Below are 21,121 nucleotides of genomic sequence, written 5' to 3'. Positions count from 1 at the left end.
GCCGTCACCTCCTGCCGCGCAACGCGGCCAGTACGGCGCCGGTGGAGGCCCGGCCGCCCACGGTGATGCGGACACCGCCGTCGGCGCAGTGTTTGACCCGGACGCCGTCGGCGCCGTCGAAGACCTCCTGCCACGGACGGTCACCGACGGGCACGTACACGAAGTTCGCGTGCCCGTCGATGCTCGTGACGCCCATCGACCGCAACCTCAGGCGCAGGGTTCGGCGCTCCGACGTGATCATGCGGATCCGTTGTCGCAGTTCGTTTTCGGCCCGGTAGGACGCGGCGACCGCCACGAGGCCGGTGCTGGCGATCCCGAACGGGAGCTGCATCGCCCACAGTTCGGCGGTCAGGCCCCAGGAACCGATGCCGTATCCGATGCGCAGTCCCGCCAGTCCGTAGGCCTTCGAGAAGGTCCGGAGAACCAGGACGTTGGGGAACCGCTCGATCAGGTCGACGGCGTCGATGCGCCACTGTGGCGCGACGAACTCCACGTAGGCCTCGTCGAGGATCACGATGGTGTCGGCGGACAACCGGGTCAGGAAACTCTCGAGCGCCGCGGCACTCTCGACGGTGCCGGTCGGGTTGTGCGGCCGGCAGATCACGACGAGCCGGGCACCCACCGCAGCGTCCGCCATCGCGTCCAGGTCGTGGTGGCCGTCGCCGAGCAGCGGGACCTTCTCCACCTGGAGTCGGGTCATCGCCGAGGCGATGGTGTAACCCTCGAACGTCGGCACCGGCAGGACGATTCGGTCCCCGGGCGAGGTGAACGCGTGCATGACCTGGACCAGCACCCCGGTCGCCCCTGCCCCGACGACGACCTGCTCGTCGGGTACGGCGATGTGGCCGGCGATCAGGTGCCTCAGGGACTCCGGGAGGAACTCGGGATATCTGTTGACCGCCTGGATCGACTCGATCATCGCCGTTGTGACGGCCGGCAGCGGCGGGAACGGATTCTCGTTGAGCGACAACGCCATCGGATCCACCGCCGTGGGCAGCGCGAAGATCGCGGGCGGCACCGGCCCCGGTGCCGACGACGCGGGGCCCGGTTCGGCGACGAGGGTCATGCTGTTCGACCGCCCCACCGCACGGCCGCGGCGCCGGCGAAGTCACCGGCGTGGGCGAACGCGGCCATCAACACCGTGTCACCGCGCTTGAGCTGGCCGTCGCCGATCGCGCGGTCCAGGTTCATCGGAATCCCCACCGCGAACAGGTTTCCGCATTCGTCGAAGGTGTCGCGGTGACGTTCCTTCGGCAGCTCCAGCGCATCGCGCCAGTTGCGCAGGAACACGCGGTTGGGCTGGTTGGTGACGAACAGGTCGAGTTCCTTGGGCTTGATCCCCAACCGGTCACACACCGCGTACGACACCTCGGGCACCTGGCGGTTGCCGCGGGCCAGCACCTTGGTGATCTTGGCCTCGGTGAACCCGATGCAGCCTTCCCCCGGCCCTGGCTGCCACCACTTGCGGAACGGTTCGATCGAGATCGTCATATCGCCGGCGTACTCGCCGTAGGTCCGGCACTCCACGTCGAGCACGGGCGACTCGTCGGACAGGGTGACCAGACCGACGGCGGCGCCGTCGCCGGGCACACACGATTGGGCCTTTTGCCGGGTCAGGGGCTGATCGAAGATCTGCCCGGCGGCGTTCTGTGCCAACGCGATCAGCGCGGTGCGCCCTTCACCGGCCAGTATGAGCGTGCGGGCCAGCTGCAGCGCGAGGATGAACGCCGCACACCCGCCGTTGTGCAGGTCGATCACCGTGCGCGGCTTCATCCCGAGACGATGCGCCATACCGCCGCCGCCGCCGTAGAACGGCATGTCCGGCATCTGCGTGTGGGTGATCAGGATGTCCACGTCGGCGATCGTGTCGTGGCCGTGCCGTTGCACCAGACCCGCGGTCGCGCGTTCCACCATGTCGATGGCCGTCTCGTCCTCGGCCACGTGGTGTCGGAACTTCGGCGCCCGGAACATCAGGTGCTCACGGAGTTCGTCGGCGCTCGCAAAATCGGCGTAGTACTTAGCGCTGACGGGGTCGCCGGGAAGATAGGTCGAGACGTCGACCAGGCTGACAGTCATCTCGGGCCCTCAGTCCATCCAGGCCGGTTTGATCGGCAGGCCGTGGTGATGGCGGTACTCGGCGATCGCCTTCAGGTTCTTCAGTTCGAGCAGGTGCCCGGCCCCGAACATGTCCCAGAAGTCACCCACCCACACCGGCCGTTCCGGCGGGGCCGTCTCCGGGTAGGGGTTCTTGTCGTAGAACGGGTGGTGGCAATTCGTCCACAGCACGACCGAGCCCGGCTTGTCGAGGACGACCCGTGCGTCGACGACGCGCATCAGGTAGATCATCCACAGGTGCCTGCCCTGGTCCCAGGCGCAGTGGTAGTCGACCGTCCCGGCCTCCCGGTTGGCCACTGTCCTGGTGTAGATCTCGGTCTCGGAGCCCAGGCGGTCCCATGCCAGCCACAGCCCGTCCTCCTCGGTGGGTTGGAACCCCCGCAGGCTGTATGTCCACTCCTCGAGGCTCCGCGTGTCGGAGAGGTAGTCGAACAACTGGTCCGGTGGACAGTCGACGTAGCTGTTGACCGTGCAGAAGTCGCCGAACACCTCGTCATGCGGGTAGACCGACCGCATCATGTCCATGATGATCGGGGTGGCCTTCTCCCGCGGCGACGTCTCGATCCGGACCACACCGTCGATCGGCCCGGTGCTACCGGTGTGGGTGACGATATCGTCAAGCGCTGGCAGGGACATCGATCGGTTCCTCCTCGTGGACGGCGGTCGGGGTGGGGGCGGTCGATCGGGCGACCGCCAAGAACGGTGCGAAGGGCGGCATCTCGTCGGCCGAGCACTCGACCGAGACCACCGAGGGGCCGTGGGTGTCCAGTGCCGAGGCGAGCGCGCCGGCGAGTCCGGCGACGTCGGCGACATCCACCGACGGCATGCCGGGGAACATGGCATCAAGCCCCGCGCCGAGGCGGCTGGGCGCGAACCTGTTGTAGCTGTACGTACCGCCGTAATAGAGCTGCTCGCGCGTCACGCACATCCCGTGGGCGTTGTTGTTGAACAGCACGAAGGTCACCGGCAACCGGTGCTGGATCGCCGTGTGCACCTCGAGACCGTGCATGAAGAAGGATCCGTCACCGGCGATGACCACCGTGCGTCTGCGCCGGCCGAACGCCACGCCGATCCCGGCGCCGAAGCTGTAGCCCATCCCGCCCATGCCCAGCGCCACGATGAACCTGCCCCGCCTGCGGACGGGAAGGTGGTGAACGGCTGCGGCGCCGGTGTTCCCGGCGTCGACGACGATGTCGACCTCGGCGGGCAGCAGCCGATCGAGGGCCTTCATCGCGTCGCGGTAGCGCACACCGTCTCCGTCGAAGTCCGGGGGCGACAACTCTTTCCGCGGAATCGTGTCGGCCACCCGCAGTCCGCGCGGGCGCCCGTGCCCGATCAGCCCGCGGGTCAGTTGCGGCAGCGACGCACGCAGATCGTCGCTGTGGATGTGGGTGCACGGGACATAAGGCGGCGCCGAACCGATCGACAGGGTGCGGGTGCCGGCCAGCGCGGTGTCCAGGTTCGCCCGCGCCGTCACCGGCAGGCGCGTCCCCACCAGCAGACACATCGCGCTGTCGCCGATCGCCTCGGCGGTGCCGGGGTGACCCATGACGCCGGTGACGCCGACCGCCGACGAGGAGCCCATACCAGGCGTCCCTGCTGCGTCCTTCGCATCCGGGGTGACGGCCACCCGCGCGCGCAGAACGGCCCGCAGTTGTTCGAGTTCTGCGCGGGCGTCGTCGCGGATCACCTGCTCGCCCACGACGATGGTGACGGGTCCGTCGACCTTGCGGAGCGCGCGGGCGATCGGATGCGGATCGCCGATCTGCCTCGACATCCGGAAACCTCCGGTGCGCTCGGCCGGGCGCCGGCCGGCGAGCACGGCCTGCTGGATGTCCTTCGGCAGCAGAAGAACCGCCGGCCCGCCGGAGAAGGCGGCCCGTACGGCACGCGGCAGCGCGGTGAGGATGTCGGCGGGTTCGGTGATCCGCTCGCAGAAGACCGACACCGCGGAGAACAGCGCGACGGCATCCAACGACCCGTTGCGCCCGCTGGTGTCCTGGAAGCTACCGCGGCCGTCGAGCGTCAGCGGCGGCTGACCCACCAGGGCGAGCACGGGCACACGACTGGCCAGCGACTCTCCCAACCCGGGAACCAGGTTGAGTGAACCACCCCCCGAGGTCGCCATGACGACACCGAGGCCGGCGCCGCTGCGGCTGTACCCATCGGCCATGGCGGCCGCCGAGAACTCGTGCTTGGCCAGGACCGCGGTGACGTCGCGGTGGAAGTGGGCGGCGTCAAAGACGTCTTCGATGTTGGCGCCGTCGACTCCGAAGAGATACCTGACCCCACCGCCGGCCAGATAGTCGACGATGTGGTCCACCACGCGCGAGCGGGGAGCCCCACCGACCGCACTGCCCTCCATCACGAGCCCCGCTTTCTTCGCCACCCCGCGCGGACCGCGGCCCCATAACGCCAATCGCCTTCTATGACTGAGATACGTTACGCCGTACCCGAAAGGTTCAACGGCACTCGCGCGCGATATCTGACGGATCTTTTCTTTATCAACGATGGGGTGGTTCCACGCCACATCGACGATCCTCGTTACCTGCCGATTTCGGATTCCTGGCAAATTCCCGAGCCCGGAATTCGTCGTCGGCTCCGACCTCCGTGGGGACGCCGTCCCGACGAACGCACGACAGTCGCCGATGCGACTGCGCACAGTCATAGCAACGAACAACCTCCCAAACCCGTTCGACGTCGACGCGTCGGACGCGACACCGGGAGTCCGGGCTCTGCCCGTCCCCCGTCCTCCGCGACAGTGCCCATCTTCGCTGCTGGGGCTCGCGCGAAGCGGATCTTCACGAGCACATGGCCGCCACACCGAGCGCAGCAAGCTCTCCCAAGACGGCGGACCCGCGTGGTGCCCCAACCCGATCGAGTTCGACGCCACCCTTGCGCCCGCAAAGGTGGTGTATGGCGCATACCCGCGCCCAGTTCGCGACCCGAGCGTAGCGTGACCATTGCGGTTCTCCGGATCGCTGCGCCACCTCGCAAACTGACCTTGTACCGCATAATGGTTCTGACACACGCATTGTCCACCGCATACGTTAATGAAATGAAATACGCTATGAATTGCGACTTACAAAGAAGTCAATTACAGATTTGTGAACACCTTTTCGGGGATCGAATGCCGATCATGACGGCGCAAATACGACTTCGCCCCCTTCAGAGGACCCGGCCACCGGGGCCGTCGCCCCGGCGACTGTCGGCACAGGTGACCCGTCGTCGACGCGGTGGTCGCGGTCGTCGCGGGAAACCCCTCCCGAAGGCGACCGACCAGCGCGAACGCAGATCAGGCGAATCGCCTGCCGATGGGACGCGTGCCGGGACACGCTTGGACCTCAGACAATCGGCGGCGACACGGGAGCGGTGATGCGAACACGTGGAACTCCATCGGTGACTGCGCACAGCAAACGCATGATTTCCTCACTGTTGTGGGTGCGCAAACACTCCCCGGCGCCACCGGACGCCACCCGCTCGACGAGCCTCGACGCGCCGCGCGGCGCAATTAGGCCGCTTCGTGGAAGTGAGGGATCGCCGTGGTGAAGCCGAATTCGACCACCACTCCGGCTGCGTTACTACGTGCCGCAAGAGCCGCAGCCGACCCGGTCGGGTTCTTCACGAGCCGCGCCGCCGACCAACGCCCCTTCGTGCTGCACTTCCCCGGACTGGGTCGGGTCGTGTTCCACGGCACGGCCGACGCGGCGCGGGAACTCTTCACCGCGCCATCACAGTCGTGCCGCGCACCGCTGCCCAACCCCATCGAGCCGGTGGTCGGGGCGGCCTCGTTGATCTTGCTGTCCGGTGAGCGACACCGCCGCGAACGCGCCCTGCTGACTCCGGCGCTCCACGGCGAACAGGTGAAGAGATACGCCGATGTCATCGCCGCGGCAGCGTCTCACCAGACACGCGCGTTGCAGCCGGGACAATCGTTCGACGTCTACGACCTCGCCGTCGACATCACCCTGGACGTCGCCATCCGCGTGGTGTTCGGCGTCGCCGATCCGGCCCGGCGCACGCTGTACACGAGCGCGGTCAAGGATCTGCTCGCCGCCAACACCGCGCCGCTGATGCTCGTGCCCGCACTACGCCGCGACCTCGCCGGCGTCGGGCCCTGGGCGAAGCTGCTGCGGCTCCGCGACGACCTCGACCGGATGCTGTCGGAGGACATGGCGACGCGCCGACCATCCGCCTCGTCCGGCCCGGACATGCTCGATCTCCTGCTGTCGGCCACCGACGACGCCGGACGCGGACGCACCGACGCCGAGACGCTCGACCAACTGCGCACCCTGCTCGCAGCCGGTCACGAGACCACCGCCTCGTCACTGACCTGGGCGCTCTACCATGTGCACCGCGACCAGACGGTGCGTGCCCGGCTCGTTGCCGAATTGGCCGGATGCGCAACGCCTTCGGAGATCGCCGCACTGCCGTATCTCGGCGCGGTGGTCAAGGAGGTCCTCCGGATGCACCCACCGGTTCCCATCGTGCTCAGACGGCTGACCCAACCGCTCACCGTCGCCGGGGTGACCCATCCGGCCGGACGGGTGGTCGGCGTGGCGCTGCACGCGCTGCACTTCAATCCGGCCATCTGGTCCGCACCGCACCGGTTCGACCCGGACCGATTCCTGACCCGCCGCCCCACTCCGTTCGAGTACGCACCGTTCGGCGGCGGGTACCGGCGCTGCATCGGAGCCGCGTTCGCCACCTCGGAACTGGCGATCGCGCTCGGGACGATCCTGTCCGAGCTCGAACTGCGGATGCCGCTGCGGGAGGACGCCGCGAGCCCCCCGCGCAGCGTCGCGCGCGGTATAGCGGTCGCGCCCGCGGCGACGATCAGGCTCGACGTGACGGCGCGTCGGAATCCGTGCCCGCCGTGATGTCGGGCAACGTGTGATCGCGATACCGTTCGCGCAGAGCGGTTTTCAGCAGTTTACCGGTGGCGGTGTGCGGCAGTTCGTCGACGACGACAACGTCGTCGGGCAACCACCACTTCGCGACCTTGCCTGCGAGGTCGGCGAGTAGTTCCTCCCGGTCGACCCGCTGACCCGGGCGCGGCACCACCAGCAGCAGCGGGCGTTCGTCCCACTTCGGGTGCGGGATCCCGATGACCGCTGCCTCGCCGACCGTCGGATGTGCCATCGCGGCGTTCTCGAGGTCGATGGAACTGATCCACTCACCCCCGGACTTGATGACGTCCTTGGCGCGGTCGACCAGGTGGACGTAGCCGTCGGGGTCGATCGTGGCGACGTCCCCGGTCGGGAAGAACCCCTCCGGGTCGAGCTTGTCGCCGCCTTCGCCCTTGAAGTAGCCGCTGGCGATCCACGGGCCCCGCACGTGGAGATGCCCGAACGCCTTGCCGTCCCACGGCAGCGCCCGGCCGTCCTCGTCGACGATCTTCAGGTCGACGCCCCACACGCCGCGGCCCTGTTTGAGCTTGACCGCGGTCTGTTCCTCACGCGGCAGCCCGGCGTGCTTGGGCAACAACCTGCTGATGACGCCGATGGGGCTCGTTTCGGTCATTCCCCAGCCCTGTAGCGCGGTCGCGCCGAATTCCCGTTCCAGGCGTTCGAGCATCGACTGGGACAGTGCCGCACCGCCGACGCCGGCCGACTGCAGGCCCACCTCGTGCGCGTCGATCTCGGGGTGCTCGTCGAGGTAGGCGAACAACATCGTCCACACCGTCGGCACACACGCCGCGAAGGTGACCCGCTCGCGGCGCATGAGGTCGTAGACGCTCTCGCCGTCGAGGTGCGGACCGGGCAGGACGAGTTTGGCGCCGGTCATCGCCGCGGCGTAGGGCGTGCCCCACGCGTTGGCGTGGAACATCGGCACGACCATGAGGAGCGTGGTGCCGCTGTGGATGTCGAAGGTGTCGCGGGACAGTTCCATCAAGGCGTGCAACACCGTCGAACGGTGCGTGTACAACACCCCTTTCGGGTTGCCCGTCGTCCCCGAGGTGTAGCACAGCGACGAGGCGCTTCGCTCGTCGAATACCGGCCACACCGATTGTGTCGACTGGACCCCGACCAGATCGTCCCAGCACAGCAGGTTCGGCACGTCGATCTTCGGCATACTGGCGCGATCGGTCATCGCGACGAAGCTTTCCACCGTGTTCAGTTGCGGGGCAAGGCGTTCGACGAGCGGAGCGAACGTGGTGTCGAAGAACAGTGCGCGGTCCTCGGCGTGGTTGACGATGTAGGCGATCTGTTCGGGGAACAGCCGGGGATTGACGGTGTGCAGCACCGCCCCGACGCCGGACACGCCGTAGTACATGGCGAGGTGCCGGTCGCTGTTCCAGGCGAGTGTGCCGATCCGGTCACCGGCGGTGACACCCAGTTCGGCCATCGCGTTGGCGACCTGTTTGGCGTGGTCGCGCAGCTCGCTCCACGTGCTCCTGCGGATCGGCCCCTCTGGCAGCCGCGACACGATCTCGGTGTCGGCATGGAACGTGGCCGCATGCTCGATCAACGACGAGATCAGCAGCGGACGGTCCTGCATCAAGCCGTCCATGACGCCTCCTCCCGCACGATCGTGGCACCGATGCTGCAGGAGAAGGCGGTTACCACGGAAACCGGCAGATCACCGGGCCCGCGGATGGGCTCCGGCCCACACCTCGCGCAGCGCGTGCACCGTCACCATGGTGTAGATCTGCGTCGTCGTCACCGAGGCGTGCCCGAGGAGTTCCTGCACGACGCGCACGTCGGCACCGCCGTCGAGCAGATGTGTCGCGAACGAGTGCCGCAACGTGTGCGGGGACACCGCGGCGGTGATCCCGGCCCGCTCGGCGGCGTCCTGAAGCACCTGCCACGCGCTCTGCCGGGACAACCGCCCACCCCGCGCGTTGAGGAAGATCGCCGGCGTACCCCTGCCGCGGCGTGCGAGATCCGGCCGCCCCCGCACGAGATAGGCGTCCAGCGCACTCACGGCCGGGCGGCCGATCGGCACCAGCCGCTGTTTGCCGCCCTTACCCCGCAGCAGCACCGAGCGCGCTTGCGTGTCGACGTCGTCGAGGTCGAGACCCACCGCTTCGGAGATGCGCGCGCCGGTGGAGTACAGCACCTCGAGGAGTGCGCGATTGCGCAGCGTCAGGGGGCCGTCGGTCTCGCTGTCGCCCCCGGCTCCGTCGAGGAGTGCGAGGACCTCGTCGATCGACAGGCTCTTGGGTAACCGCCGGCCGGGAGTGGGCGGTTTGACCTCCCGGGCGACGTCGATGTCGGTCAGCCCCTCGGCAGCGGCGAAGCGGTGCAGACCCCGGACCGCGATCAACGACCGGGCCGCCGACACCGCCGACAGCGCCTGCGCCCCGGTGTCGGGATCGCCGCGACGCAGGGCGACCAGGAAGTCGCTGACATCGGGTTCGGTGACCTGTGCGAGGTCCTCGATTCCACGGGCGGTGAGGTGCTCGGCGTAGCGGCGCAGATCTCTGCGATAGGAGCTCAGCGTGTTCGCGGCCACGCCGCGCTCGATGGTCAGGTGGTCGAGATAACCCTGCAGCTGATCGTCGAGCACCGACCGTCGAACAGCTGAGGTGGTCATCAGTGACCTTTCCGCCGGGCGAAGGCTCGTGGCCGGTCGGTCCACTCCGCGTCGACCGGGCGCAGCGACTCGGCGTCCCCGAGCGCGTGCACCGCCAGGATTCCCGCTACCGCAATCGAATTGACGATCTCTCCGGACAGCACCATACGGACGGCCTCCGACAGCGGCACCCGCTTGACGATCAGGTCGGCTTCCTCGTCGTGCGCCTCGGGCCGGTCGATCTCGCGCAGGTCTGTCGCGAGGAAGACCCGTACGCTCTCGTCGCTGAACCCTGGCGCGGAATCGAGGTCGACGAGGACGCGCCACTGCGCCGCCGACAGGCCGGCTTCCTCCTGCAGTTCCCGCGCCGCGGTCAGGTGAGGCGGCTCGCCGCCCATGTCGAGCAGCCCAGCGGGCAGTTCCCACAACCGACGGCCGAGCGGGTGACGGTACTGGTAGACCAGCGCGATGTTGCCGTCGTCGTCGACCGCGGCGATCGCCACCGCACCGTAGTGCTCGACGACCTCCCGGCGGGCGGTGTTCCCGCCCGGCATCCGCACCTCGTCGGCGCGTAACGCGAAGATGTTGCCGACGTAGACGGTCTCACTGGTGACGATCTCGAAATCGTGCTCAGCCACGGGACGCGGGTTCTTGCAGCAGCTGCCCGGCCGACCTGTCTGAGTTCTCGTTGTGTTCCACACCGTTGGACCGCTGCTCGGGAATCTCCACCGGCAGCCGCTCGGCGGCCTTGTAATCCAGCGCCGCCCCGATGAAGGCGGCGAACAGCGGGTGCGGACGGGTGGGCCTGCTCTTGAGTTCCGGGTGCGCCTGCGTGCCGACGAGGAAAGGATGCTTGTCGGCGTCGTATTCGACGAACTCGACCAGATGGCCGTCGGGCGAGGTACCCGAGAACCGCAGGCCGCTCTCGGCGATGCGGTCGCGGTAGCTGTTGTTGACCTCGTAACGGTGCCGGTGGCGCTCGGAGACCTCGGTCGCCTGATACGCCCGTGCGACGATCGAGTCTTCTTGCAGCACAGCCGGATACGCGCCCAACCGCATGGTGCCGCCCAGATCCGCCTCGCCGGCCACGGCGTCACGCTGGTCGGCCATCGTCGAGATGACCGGATCCAGGGTGTCCGGATCGAACTCGGCGGAGTTCGCGCCGGTGATGCCGACCGAGCGGGCCGCCTCGATCACGATGCACTGCAATCCGAGGCACAGGCCGAGCACCGGCAGGCCCCGCTTGCGGGCGTAGGTGATGGCGCCGATCTTTCCCTCTATCCCCCGGATGCCGAACCCGCCGGGGATCAGCACCCCGTCGACGTCGGCCAGTGCCGCGGCCGCGCCGCCGTCGAGTTCACAGTCGTCGGAGGCCACCCACCGCATCTCGACCTTGGCGTGGTGCGCGAACCCGCCCGCGCGCAGCGCCTCGGTGACCGACAGGTAGGCGTCGGAGAGGTCGATGTACTTGCCCACCAGGGCGATCCGGACCGTCTCGTGCGGTTCGTGCACCCGCTTGAGCAGGTCGTTCCACTGTGTCCAGTCCACATCGCGGAACGGCAGGTTCAACCGCCGCACCACGTAGGCGTCGAGCTCCTCACGGTGCAGCACCTTGGGGATGTCGTAGATCGACGGGGCGTCCGGCGTCGAGATGACGCCGTCGATGTCGACGTCGCACATCAGCGCGATCTTGTTCTTCAGCGCCTCCGGCACATCCCGGTCGCAGCGCAGGATCAGTGCGTCCGGTTGGATGCCGATGCTGCGCAGCGCGGCGACCGAGTGCTGCGTGGGCTTGGTCTTGAGCTCACCGGAGGGCGCCATATACGGCACAAGCGAGCAGTGCAGGAAGAAGCAGTTCTCGCGGCCGACTTCGTGGCGCACCTGACGGGCGGCCTCGAGGAACGGCAGCGATTCGATGTCACCCACCGTGCCGCCGACTTCGGTGATCACCACGTCCGGGCGGTTGCCGTGCTCGTCCGGTGCGGCCATCGCCAGGATGCGGCTCTTGATCTCGTCGGTGATGTGCGGGATCACCTGCACGGTGTCGCCGAGGTACTCGCCGCGGCGTTCCTTGGCGATCACCGACGAATAGATCTGGCCCGTGGTCACGTTCGCGGACCCCGACAGGTTCCGGTCGAGGAACCGTTCGTAGTGGCCGACGTCGAGGTCGGTCTCGGCGCCGTCCTCGGTGACGAACACCTCACCGTGCTGGAACGGGTTCATGGTGCCGGGATCGACGTTCAGGTAGGGGTCGAGCTTCTGCATCGTCACCTGCAGGCCCCGGGCGGTCAACAACTGTCCGAGACTCGAGCCCGTCAGACCCTTGCCCAGGGAGGACACGACGCCACCCGTGACGAAGAGGTGCTTCGTGGCCGTTTGCGGATGCTTGCGTAGCGCGGGCAAGAACAACCTCCGTGACGACGGGCAGGGCTTACTTTTCTAGGCTTTGTCCTAGCTTTGGGGCCTGCCGACCCACGGAACCCCACCTTAACACCGACTCCGACAGGTCGTCGGTGGCGCGCCGGGCCTCACTGGGCGAGGGTGACGGCCCCCGCCCCCTGCCCGACTCCGTACTGGCCCGGCCGGGCGCCGCCGATCAGATCGGCGAGCGCGAGCACCGTGGTGATCCGTCCCGATTCGACGTTCACGTCGTCGACGGTGCTCACCGCACTGGCCAACGCCGTGTCCGACCTCGTCACCGCGACGGCGCCGGTGCCCGAGGCAGATCCGTCCCGCCCCACCAGGACCGTGCCGGCTCCATGTTTGGCGAGTCCGGCCGCGAACCGCGCCACCGTCGCCCCGCGGTTGCCCGCGTCGTCGCCGAGGGCGCCGCCGGTGACGATGAGCGCCGTGTTCGCGGCGCGCACCGGTTCGGCGCCGAAGGTCAGGAACCCGGTGTCCCGCAGCGCGGTGAGCACGGTGTCGCGTTCGGCGTCGCTCACGACCGGTGCCGCCGGGTCCTTGCTGAGCAGCAGTGCGATGCCGAGCAGATCTCCGGCCTGTGAGCCCTGATCGACCGAGGTGGTGCTGAGCTGCTTCCCGGCAGGCACGATCGGCGAGTTGACCACCGACAGGAGCTTCTCGGCGGAGTTGGCCTCCACGAACTCCTGGGTGAGCGCAACCGTGCCGCTGACCGTCCCACCGGCCTGCCCGATCGACCGGGTCAGCGCGTCGACGTCGTCGTCGGCGGCGTCGGGTGTGCGGAACAGCACCACCGACTTGCCGCCGAGGGTGTCACGCAGGACACGGGGGGCGATCTGCGCATCGAATTCATCTGCGGCGCCGAGCCGTTGGTTGAGTGCGTTCTTCTCATCGGTGAGGACGTTGATTTGATCCTGCAGATCCTGCTTGTCGTCCTGCAGGCCGGACAACACCGTGTTCGACAGCAGTCCCGATCCCAGCGCGACACCGATGGCCAACGCCAGGAACACCGCCGCCAGCGAGATCGCATGTGCGCGCAGGGATATCACCGTGACCGCCTAACTGACCAGGCCCTGGGCCCAGAGCACCAGCTGGTTCCAGTACTGCTGGATCCACTCGATGACCGCGGCGTCGGCGCGCGAGACCCACAGCGCCGCGATCACCGCGACCAGCATCGCCAGGATGAGCAGCGCGATCGCGCCACCGGACACCCGACTGCGGTACAGCGTCGCAACGGCTTTCGCGTCGACGAGCTTCTCCCCCACCTTGAGGCGGGTCAGGAACGTCGACGGGTTGCTGCGCTGACGGTTGCGATCGAAGAACTCCTCGATGCTGGCGGTGTGACCGACCGTGACGATCAGCGACGCACCATGGTGATCGCACAGCAGCAGCGCGAGGTCGGCGGCCGAGCCCGCGGCCGGGAACGTCATCGCCCCCACCCCGAGGTCCTGGATGCGCTCCAGACCCGCGGCATGGCCGTCCGCGTCGGCCGGCAGCACCACCTGGGCGCCGCTGCGCAGTACCTCGGCGCTCATCCGGTCGGGGTCGCCGACGATGAGCGCGGGACGGTATCCCGCCTTGCGCAGGATGTCGGCGCCGGTGCCGACTCCGACCAGCACGGGCTGGTACTCCTTGATGAACGGTTTGAGCGCCTTGAGATCGTCGGCGGCGTGCGGTTCCTCGGCGACGATCACCACATGGCGGCGGTTGAGGTCGACGTCGATGTCCGGGATGCCGATGCCGTCGATGAGCAGCGGGCTCTCGCTGCGGATGAACTCGATGGTGTTGCCCGCGAAGGCCTCGAGGTGCGCGACCAGCCCGCTCTTGGCCTCGTGCATCAACTCGTGGATCTCGTGATCGGTGCGCTCACTGCCCGCGATCAGGCGCCGGTCACCGGAGTAGACGCCGCCGTTGTGCAGTCGCACCCGGTGGCCGTCCTTGACCTTCTTGAAGACCTCGGGGCCGGTCTCGTCGATCAACGCGATCCCGTTGGCCACCAGCACCTCGGGCCCGAGGTTGGGGTACCGCCCGGAGATCGACGGGGACGCGTTGACCACGCCCGCCACCCGGGCTTCGACCAGCGCGTCGGCGGTGATCCGGTCGAGATCGAGCGCGTCGATGACCACGATGTCACCGGGGCCGATGCGCCGCAGCAGGCGGTCGATGTCGCGGTCCACGCGAGCGGTGCCGGTGATTCCCGGCCGTGAACTGGCATTACGGGTGAGCAGCGCTGACATCTTCATGTCGGCGATTCTGTCGGCGAACCCTCAAGTAGAGGTGGAGGCGCGCCGTAACATCCGCCTCAGAAGTTACGTTCTGTCACACGCGCCCCAGGTCGCCGGTCACCCGAATGCCTCGAAGAGTTCCACTTTGTTGCCCGCGGGATCGAGCACGAGCGCCTGCCTACCACCGCGGCCCGTGATGATGTCGCCGTGGAACCGCACACCGCCGCGACGCATACCGTCCACCACGGCGGCGAGGTCGTCGACCTGGATCTGAAACCGATTCCACCCGCCGGGTTCCGGCTTGTCGCCGGCCACCGGCGAATGGCCCGCGCCACCGCCCCCGCCCGGGGAGTTGAGCAGTAGACACAGGTCTTCCCTGCCGATCATCGCGAAGCCCGGCCCGGGTCTCATCCGAACCTCGAACCCCAGATGCCGGGTGTAGAACTCGACCGCCGCGTCGACGTCGTCCACGATGTACCGGATGCGTGTCTCGGTCATCTTTGCACCTCCTAGGGGTTACGATACGCTCATGTCTCGCTATAGAACAGGTCTGTATCACAGGACGGGTGGTTGGACGCCGGGTGGTTGACCGTCCGCCCGACCCGCGCGTCGAGCACTCGCGCCGGGTGATCTGCCGCGCCGCTCTCGAGGAATTCGCCGAGTCGGGATATGCCGGGTTCCGCATGGACGCGGTGGCGACCCGCGCAGGCGTGGGACGAAGTACCGTCTACCGGCACTGGTCGGACAAGGCCGCGCTGCTCGCCGATGCTCTGCGCACCCTCAACACCCAACCCGACCCGGCGTCGGCAGTTCCGGCCGGCACGTTCCGGCAGCGGATCGAACTGCTGTTGACGCACCTGGCCGGCGCCCTGTCCGACTCCGCGGTGTCCGCGGCCATCCCGGCGCTGATCCACGCCGCCGATGTGGACGCCGGCATGCGCGCGCACCTGCACGCGTACTCGGCACAGCGCCGCCGGCGGTTGACCGACACCATCGCCGACGCGGTGCGAGCGGGTGAGGTGCGCTCAGTGGATCCCGAGTCGGCGGCGGTGGCGCTGTCCGGCGCCGTTTTCTACCGATGTCTGCTCACCGCCGACCCACCCGACGCCCGCTTCATCTCGACCCTCGTCGACACCGTCCTCGCGCGCTGAGGCTCAGCGGGCGTCGGCGGCCTCCGCCCGTGCGGCGTCGAGCAGTTCCCGGGCGTGGGCGCGGCCGCTGTCGGACTCGCCGAGCCCCGCCAGCATGCGGGCCAGTTCGGCGACCCGGTCGTCGTCGTCGATGCGCCGGACCACACTGGCCTTGCCCCGCCCGCTGCTGTCGACCACCAGGTGTGCGTCGGCGTAGGCGGCGACCTGGGGCAGATGGGTGACGACGATGACCTGGTGGGTGCGGGCGAGACGGGCCAGGCGCCTGCCGATCTGGACGGCCGCGCGCCCTCCGACCCCGGCATCGACTTCGTCGAAGACCATGGTTGTGCCCTCCGCCGACGCCGCCAGCACGACCTCGATCGCCAGCATCACCCGCGACAGCTCGCCGCCCGACGCGCTCTTCGACAGCGGCAGCACGTCGGTGCCGCGGTGCGCGGCGAAACCGAAGTCGACGGCGTCGACACCGTCATGGCCGGCGTGCACGACCGTGCCGTCCGCCAGCGTCAGCGGCGCCGAGTCGTCGGCGCGGACGGCGAGCGGCGCGACGCTGACCGTGAACTCGGCCCCGGCCATCGCCAGACCACCCAGCTCCGCGGTCACCGCCTTGGCCAGTCCCTTCGCGGCCTTGAGCCGGGCCTTGGTCAGATCCGCCGCCGCGGCGACGACCTGCGATTCCAGCTCACCGACCCGCCGCTCCAGCCCCGCCAGCGCCTCCTCCGACACGTCGAGCTGGTCGAGGCGTTCACGGGACTCCCGCGCCCACGCCAGCACCCCGTCGATGTCGGCGGCGTATTTCCGTGTGAGCGTGCGTAGTTCGGCCTGACGCGCCAGCTTGGTCTCCAGCGTGCTGGCGTCGGTGGGCAGCGCACCGAGGTACTCGCCGAGCTCACCGGCCACGTCCCCGATCACGGCGACCGCGTCGGCGAGTTGGGTGGCCAGCGACCGCAGGGTGGCCTCGTCGGTCCCCTCGAGCGCCGACTTGGCCTGCGCGGCGAGGTTGGCCGCCGACACCGCATCCCCGGTGGGATCGTCGTCAGCGCCCGTCAGCGCCGAGCGCGCGGTCAGGGCGGCCTCACGCAGCGCGTCGAGTTCCGACAGTCGCCGGATGTCGTCGACGAGGGCGTCGTCCTCCCCCGGCGACGGGTCGACGGCGTCGATCTCAGTGAGTCCGAACTTCAGCCGGTCGGCTTCCTGGGCGAGTTCGCGTTCGCGCCGGCGGCGGTCGGTCAGATCACGGCGGGCGGTGAGCCACTCGTCCCTCGCCGCGCGGTAGCGACGGAGCGGTTTGTCGACGGCGGCGAACCGGTCGAGGGCCGCGCGCTGCTCGTCGGGCCGCATGAGACGCAACTGGTCGTTCTGGCCGTGCAGCGTGAGCAGTTCGGTGGTGAAGGTGCTCAGCGACTTCGCCGGGACGCTGCGGCCGCCGAGGTAGGCCCGTGACGGGCCGTCCTTGCTGACCGAGCGGGCGGCGATGACGCTGCCGTCGTCGTCACGCTCGGCACCCGAGGATTCGAGGAGGTCATCGACGCGGCGCGCGACGCCGTCGCCGAGGTCGACGGTCGAGAACCGGCCCTCGACCACGGCGCGCTCGGCACCCGACCGGACACGGTTCGGGTCGGCGCGCGCCCCGCCCAGCAGGTGCAGGCCGGTGACGACCATGGTCTTGCCTGCTCCGGTCTCGCCGGTGAGCACCGTGAGACCACGGTCGAATTCGGCGGTGGCGGCGCTGATGGCGCCGAGGGACTCGATGCGGATTTCGGACAGCACGGTGTGTTACTGCCCCCGCCATCCGGTGACGGGGAGCCGGAATTTGCGCACCAGCCGGTCGGTGAACGGTGCGCTGTCGAGGCGCACCCACTTGAGCGGCGTCCCGCAGCGGGTCACCTCGAGCCGCCCGCCTGCCGGCACCACCATCTCGCGGCGGCCGTCGCAGAACACCAGGGCGTCGTGTCCGTCGGCTTCGATCTCGATCGCGATCGTGGCGTCCGGGCTGGTCACCATAGGCCGCGCGAACAACGCGTGGGCGTTGTTGGGCACCACCAGAATCGCCTCGAGATCGGGCCACAGCACCGGACCGCCGGCCGAGAACGCGTAGGCGGTGGAACCGGTCGGGGTCGACACCAGCACACCGTCGCAGCCGAACGCCGACACCGGCCTGCCGTCGATCTCCACGACCACGCCGAGAACCCCGAGGCGCGGACCCTTCTCCAGGCTGGCCTCGTTGAGCGCCCAGCCCCTGGTGAGGAGCCGTCCTTCCGCGCGCACCGCCACGTCGAGGGTCATCCTCTCCTCGACGCGGTAGTCCCGGCGGACGACGTGGTCGAGCACGGTGTCGATCGCCTCGGCCTCGGCCTCGGCGAGGAAGCCGATGCGGCCGAGGTTCACCCCGAGCACCGGGATCTCGACGTTGCGGGCGAGTTCGGCGGCGCGGAGGAAGGTGCCGTCGCCGCCGAGCACCAGCACCAGCTCGCATCCTTCGGCGGCCCGTTCCTCGGCGTCGACGACGTCGATGTCGACGCCGAGCGCGCGCATGTCGTTGGGCGAGAGGTGCACAGGTCCCCGGTCGACCGCCTCGGCGGCCAGGACCCGCAGGCCGATGTTGTTGTCGCTCAGCACCTTCTGCACCCGTCGGGCGACCTCGGTGGCATCCTCGCGTCCCGTGTGAACCACCAACAGGATGGTGCGTTCAAACGTCATTGCGGTCCTTCCGTGACGGCGCGGCGCACCGCCTGCTCGAGGTCGTCTCCGCGCAGTCCGCTGTCCGTGCGGGTTCGCAGCCACAAGAAGTATTCGACGTTGCCCGACGGGCCGGGCAGCGGGCTCGCCGTCACACCGACGGTCTGCCAGCCGAGTCCCGCCGCCTTGGCCGCCACCGACAGCACCGACTCCGCGCGCAACTCGGGCTCGGAGACGACGCCACCGGCGCCCACCCGGTCCTTGCCGACCTCGAACTGCGGCTTCACCATGGGAACGATATCGGCGTCGGGCGACGCGCAGGCGGTCAGCGCGGGCAGAACCGTCGCCAGCGAGATGAACGACAGGTCCGCCACCACGACGTCGGCGGGGCCGCCGATCATGTCGGGGGTGAGTTCACGCACGTTGGTGCGCTCGACGACCACCACGCGAGGGTCCGATCGCAGCGACCACGCCAGCTGGCCGTAGCCGACGTCGACGGCGACCACCTCGCGGGCGCCGCGGTCGAGCAGGACCTCGGTGAAGCCGCCTGTCGACGCCCCGGCGTCGAGGCCGCGCCGACCGGCGACGTCGAGGCCGAAGGCGTCCAGGGCCCCGATGAGTTTGTGCGCGCCTCTCGACACCCAGGAGCGTTCGTCGGCGGTGTCGACCGCGATGTGCGCGGTGACGGCGACCGCGGTCGCCGGTTTGGCCGCGGGCATTCCGTCGACCGTGACCCGGCCGGCGCCGATGAGCTCAGCGGCTTGCTGACGGGACCGAGCCAACCCCCGGCGAACCAGCTCGGCGTCGACACGTGCGCGCCGCGTCACCAGCGCTCAGCCCTTCTCGACCGCCGCCAGGGCCTGCACGAGCAGATCGTGCGCCTCCTCCAAGCGCGCGGCGACGGTGTCGATATCGCAGTCGGCGAGGTCACCGGCGTGGTCCGGTTCGGGCAGGTCGGCGAGCAGGGTCGCGACCTGGATACGAAGCTGATCGGGGTCGTTACTCATGTCGACAGTCACGCTAGTCGATCGCGTCGGTGAGCAGCGACCAGCGCCGCAGCGCGGCGGCCGCGGTCTCGTCGCCGGCACGCACCGCGAACGGTGTGCCCGCCAGCTCCGACTGCCAGACCACGTCCGCGGTCGCGCGCAGCACCGAGAGGTCGTCTCCTCGATCGGCGCCGCCGGCGTGGACGGTCACGCCCTCGCCGTCCACGTCGATGCGCCAGCCCGGATGCGGACCGACACGCAGGTCGTCGGCCGGCGCGTCGAGCGAGCGCAGATCCTCCCCGATGTAGTCGGGCCGCTCCCGGGGCACCGCGCGCAGCACCTCATCTGCGGTGCTGACGCCGCTGAGCACCATCAAGCTGGGCAGGGATGCCGCATTGGCGCCGGCGATGTCGGTGTCGAGTCGGTCGCCGATCACCAGCGGTGTGTGGAAGTCCCCACGGCTCAACGCATCTCTCATCAGCGTCGGCTGCGGCTTGCCGGCCACCTGCGGATCGCGCGCGGTCGCTGCCTGCAGAGCGGCGACCATCGAACCGTTGCCCGGCAGCAGCCCCCGCTCGGACGGCAGCGTGAGGTCGACGTTGGCCGCCACCCACACCGCACCGGCGCGTAGTGCCAGCGCCGCCTCAGCGAGGTCGGCCCACGCCGTCTCCGGATTGTGGCCCTGCACGACGGCGGCGGGCTCGTCGGCGAACTGCCGGACCGGTTGCAGTCCCACGAGACCGACCTCGGCCGCCAGGGCCTCGGTCCCCACGACCAACACCCGTGCCCCGCCGGGAAGTTGGCCGGCGAGCAGATGGGCCGCGCTCTGGGCACTGGTCACCACGTCGTCGGGATCCGCCGCGAACCCCAACTCGACGAGATGGTGCGCCACATCGCCGGGGCTGCGGGAGGCGTTGTTGGTGACGTAGAGGACCCGCGCGCTCAGTCCCGCGAGGCTGTCGACGGCGCCGGTGGTCGGCTCGTGACCGCGGAACACGGTGCCGTCGAGGTCCAGGAGCAGACAATCATGTTGCTGCACAAGGCTTGTCACGTCAGCTGAGTTCCGTGATCCGGTCCTCGGCGTCGGTGACACCTTCCACGTCGGCGGCTGCGGCGTTGAGGAACCACTGGAGCGCATCCTGGGTGCGGCCGAGCGCGAGCAGCGTGTCGGCGTAGACGTAGAACAGCCGGGCGGCGGTCGGCCCGCGCCGCGACGGGTCCAGTTGCGGCGTGGACAGCACGGCGAGCGCCTGTTCGAGTTGCCCGAGATCCGACCGGGCGCCGGCGACCACGATCTTGAGCTCGTCGGCGTCGTCGCCGGTGAGCTGATCGGCCTCAGGCCCACGCGCCAGCTCGATCGCGCGTTCGGGGCGTCCGACACCGCGTTCACAGTCGGCGATCAGCGGGAGCAGCGGCGACTTGCTGCCCATGCGGCGGGCGGCCCGCAGTTCTGCCAGGGCCTGCGCCCAGTCGCCGCAGTGGTACGCGGCGATCCCGACCGCTTCACGCACCGCGGCGATTCGGCCGGAGCGAGCGCGGGCGGCGCGGGCGTGGGCCAGCGCAGTCTGCGGATCCTCGTCGAGCAGTTCGCCCGCCGCGACGAGGTGCCGCGCGACCGCGTCGGCGGTGTAGCGGTCCAAAGTCGTGAGTTCGCCGCGGATCTCGGGCGCCAGTTGCTTGGCCTCGATCTCAGAGGGGATGGGGGGTCCATCGAAGCGCGGTGTGTCCGAACCGGTTCGGGGCTGCGAGGAGCGTGCCCGGTTCGGACCCGAAGTCCGTGGCGCGGCACGCTGATCGCGGGGCCGACGGGGCCCACTCGAGTTCGACGTCCGCCGCGGGCGACGTTCGTCGCGTCCACCCGGCTGCCTGTCCTCGCTCACGTGTACCTCTCGCTATCGCCCCGCCGCGAGTTTACGTGCCGGCGTGAATTGCCGACAATTCGCCACTTATGAAGAAATGCCTCGGCCCTCCGATTGTGGTCGGAGGGCCGAGGGTAAAGGGTGTTCGGCGGTGTCCTACTTTTCCACCC

General features: G+C 69.2%; 19 protein-coding genes. 2 read left to right on the top strand and 17 right to left on the bottom strand.

What is annotated here, in order from left to right; genetic code table 11:
- Positions 1-4 precede the first annotated feature (4 nt).
- The 4 genes from AU195_RS18980 to AU195_RS18965 are packed head-to-tail and all read right to left on the bottom strand — an operon-like array spanning position 5 to position 4,480.
- On the bottom strand, positions 5-1,066 hold the full coding sequence (locus tag AU195_RS18980; RefSeq protein ID WP_059160606.1) for a pyridoxal phosphate-dependent aminotransferase: 1,062 nt from the start codon (positions 1,064-1,066) through the stop codon (positions 5-7).
- Positions 1,063-2,076, bottom strand: coding sequence for a 3-oxoacyl-ACP synthase III family protein (locus tag AU195_RS18975; RefSeq protein WP_059160605.1), 1,014 nt, complete (start codon positions 2,074-2,076; stop codon positions 1,063-1,065). Before AU195_RS18975 ends, AU195_RS18980 begins: the two co-directional genes overlap by 4 nt.
- A 9-nt stretch (positions 2,077-2,085) precedes the next feature.
- Complete coding sequence (locus AU195_RS18970) at positions 2,086-2,751, bottom strand: DUF8713 domain-containing protein (protein WP_059160604.1); 666 nt, start codon at positions 2,749-2,751, stop codon at positions 2,086-2,088.
- Positions 2,732-4,480 carry a thiamine pyrophosphate-binding protein gene (locus AU195_RS18965; protein ID WP_059160618.1) on the bottom strand — a complete coding sequence of 583 codons (1,749 nt, stop codon included), beginning with the start codon at positions 4,478-4,480 and terminating at the stop codon, positions 2,732-2,734. The genes AU195_RS18970 and AU195_RS18965 overlap by 20 nt, the downstream gene beginning before the upstream one ends.
- Positions 4,481-5,660: 1,180 nt before the next feature.
- On the opposite strand from AU195_RS18965, the gene AU195_RS18960 reads away from it, so the two are divergent.
- Positions 5,661-6,995 carry a cytochrome P450 gene (locus tag AU195_RS18960; RefSeq protein WP_059160617.1) on the top strand — a complete coding sequence of 445 codons (1,335 nt, stop codon included), beginning with the start codon at positions 5,661-5,663 and terminating at the stop codon, positions 6,993-6,995.
- On the opposite strand, the gene AU195_RS18955 is transcribed toward AU195_RS18960, so the two are convergent.
- From AU195_RS18955 to AU195_RS18925, 7 genes are all read right to left on the bottom strand, one after another.
- On the bottom strand, positions 6,952-8,628 hold the full coding sequence (locus AU195_RS18955; RefSeq protein ID WP_059160603.1) for a long-chain-fatty-acid--CoA ligase: 1,677 nt from the start codon (positions 8,626-8,628) through the stop codon (positions 6,952-6,954). The two genes, AU195_RS18960 and AU195_RS18955, sit on opposite strands and share 44 nt — an antisense overlap.
- A 69-nt stretch (positions 8,629-8,697) precedes the next feature.
- Positions 8,698-9,654, bottom strand: coding sequence for a site-specific tyrosine recombinase XerD (gene xerD, locus AU195_RS18950; protein ID WP_059160602.1), 957 nt, complete (start codon positions 9,652-9,654; stop codon positions 8,698-8,700).
- Positions 9,654-10,271 carry an NUDIX domain-containing protein gene (locus tag AU195_RS18945; protein ID WP_059160601.1) on the bottom strand — a complete coding sequence of 206 codons (618 nt, stop codon included), beginning with the start codon at positions 10,269-10,271 and terminating at the stop codon, positions 9,654-9,656. Before AU195_RS18945 ends, xerD begins: the two co-directional genes overlap by 1 nt.
- Complete coding sequence (gene pyrG / locus AU195_RS18940; RefSeq protein ID WP_059160616.1) at positions 10,264-12,036, bottom strand: CTP synthase; 1,773 nt, start codon at positions 12,034-12,036, stop codon at positions 10,264-10,266. The genes AU195_RS18945 and pyrG overlap by 8 nt, the downstream gene beginning before the upstream one ends.
- Positions 12,037-12,161: 125 nt before the next feature.
- Entirely contained in the window at positions 12,162-13,103 is a 942-nt protein-coding gene (locus AU195_RS18935; RefSeq protein WP_059160600.1) for a copper transporter, read from the bottom strand.
- 9 nt (positions 13,104-13,112) lie between these two features.
- Positions 13,113-14,297: a putative cytokinetic ring protein SteA gene (gene steA / locus AU195_RS18930; protein WP_059093739.1), complete on the bottom strand. Its 1,185-nt coding sequence runs from the start codon at positions 14,295-14,297 to the stop codon at positions 13,113-13,115.
- Between the two features lie 99 nt (positions 14,298-14,396).
- The gene (locus AU195_RS18925; protein ID WP_059160599.1) at positions 14,397-14,777 is read right to left on the bottom strand and encodes a VOC family protein; all 381 of its coding nucleotides are present in this window, start codon (positions 14,775-14,777) and stop codon (positions 14,397-14,399) included.
- A gap of 83 nt (positions 14,778-14,860) precedes the next feature.
- Between AU195_RS18925 and AU195_RS18920 the strand changes: the two genes are divergently transcribed.
- Positions 14,861-15,430, top strand: coding sequence for a TetR/AcrR family transcriptional regulator (locus tag AU195_RS18920; protein WP_059160598.1), 570 nt, complete (start codon positions 14,861-14,863; stop codon positions 15,428-15,430).
- Positions 15,431-15,433: 3 nt separating this feature from the next.
- Here AU195_RS18920 and recN read toward each other — a convergent pair whose 3' ends face one another.
- The 6 genes from recN to AU195_RS18890 are packed head-to-tail and all read right to left on the bottom strand — an operon-like array spanning position 15,434 to position 20,972.
- The gene (gene recN / locus AU195_RS18915) at positions 15,434-17,197 is read right to left on the bottom strand and encodes a DNA repair protein RecN (RefSeq protein WP_059160597.1); all 1,764 of its coding nucleotides are present in this window, start codon (positions 17,195-17,197) and stop codon (positions 15,434-15,436) included.
- A 6-nt stretch (positions 17,198-17,203) separates the two neighbouring features.
- The gene (locus tag AU195_RS18910; RefSeq protein WP_059160596.1) at positions 17,204-18,127 is read right to left on the bottom strand and encodes an NAD kinase; all 924 of its coding nucleotides are present in this window, start codon (positions 18,125-18,127) and stop codon (positions 17,204-17,206) included.
- Positions 18,124-18,933, bottom strand: coding sequence for a TlyA family RNA methyltransferase (locus tag AU195_RS18905; RefSeq protein WP_059160595.1), 810 nt, complete (start codon positions 18,931-18,933; stop codon positions 18,124-18,126). Before AU195_RS18905 ends, AU195_RS18910 begins: the two co-directional genes overlap by 4 nt.
- Before the next feature lie 6 nt (positions 18,934-18,939).
- On the bottom strand, positions 18,940-19,113 hold the full coding sequence (locus tag AU195_RS18900; protein WP_172800634.1) for a hypothetical protein: 174 nt from the start codon (positions 19,111-19,113) through the stop codon (positions 18,940-18,942).
- 13 nt (positions 19,114-19,126) lie between these two features.
- Positions 19,127-20,143, bottom strand: a complete 1,017-nt coding sequence (locus AU195_RS18895; protein ID WP_172800633.1) for an HAD-IIA family hydrolase — start codon at positions 20,141-20,143, stop codon at positions 19,127-19,129.
- A 1-nt stretch (position 20,144) separates the two neighbouring features.
- Entirely contained in the window at positions 20,145-20,972 is an 828-nt protein-coding gene (locus tag AU195_RS18890; protein WP_082703117.1) for a tetratricopeptide repeat protein, read from the bottom strand.
- Between the last annotated feature and the right edge of the window lie 149 nt (positions 20,973-21,121).

Source organism: Mycobacterium sp. IS-1496, from assembly GCF_001499995.1.
GTDB lineage: Bacteria > Actinomycetota > Actinomycetes > Mycobacteriales > Mycobacteriaceae > Mycobacterium.
The sequence above is the reverse complement of the archived record's forward strand: the minus strand, read 5'-3'. Positions and strand labels throughout refer to the sequence as shown.